Consider the following 647-nt stretch of genomic DNA (forward strand, 5'->3'; position numbering starts at 1 on the left):
ATGCTCGGGCGCATGCGCCTGCACGACGGCGCCCGAGCAGCGCCGGCAAGCGTATTTCGGGCGGCGCGTGACCAGCACGCGCAGTTGCGCCGGGATTGCGTCGAGCCGCTCGCTGACATCCTCGCCGATCCTGGCCATCTCGCCGCAGCCGCACGGACACAGCGTGCTCCTGGGCTCGATGATCCGCTCCACCCGCGGCAGATGGGCAGGCAAGTGGCCACGATTGCGCTGGCGCGAACCGGACGCGCCGTCCGAACGCCCCCGGATGACCCGCTGCGCCTTTTCCTGCGCGGCATCGAGCACGCCCTGCGCGATCTCCACGTCTTCGAGCGGCAGGTGGTATTGATCGGGATGCAGCTTCTCGGACTTGGCGCCGAACTTCTCGTGGTTGAGCTGGCTGACGACGCTCTCCAGGCGGCGGCGCGCCTCCTCGGACTCTGCCAAAGCTGCCTGCGCCTCGGCGAGGAGCGCCTTCAAACGCTCGTTCTCTTCCTGGAGAACCGTCAGATTCATGCACTAAATCAACCACATGATCTCCGATAACGCCATTGGAGACAAGGCACCTGAGTCACTGTGCCACACTCATCCGGCCAGCTGCGGACGCCGTGCCCGCTCGGGGCGAACCAGTCTCCAATCCAGCCCTTCGA

1 protein-coding gene is annotated in these 647 nt (G+C 66.3%); it reads right to left on the minus strand.

Annotation, left to right across the window (positions count from 1 at the left end; genetic code table 11):
- Positions 1 to 513 (minus strand): IS66 family transposase zinc-finger binding domain-containing protein (locus NKJ94_RS37475; protein ID WP_352532819.1); only part of this gene is annotated, 513 nt, incomplete at its 3' end.
- Between the last annotated feature and the right edge of the window lie 134 nt (positions 514 to 647).

It is taken from the genome of Mesorhizobium sp. M0060, assembly GCF_040323155.1.
Classification (GTDB): domain Bacteria; phylum Pseudomonadota; class Alphaproteobacteria; order Rhizobiales; family Rhizobiaceae; genus Mesorhizobium.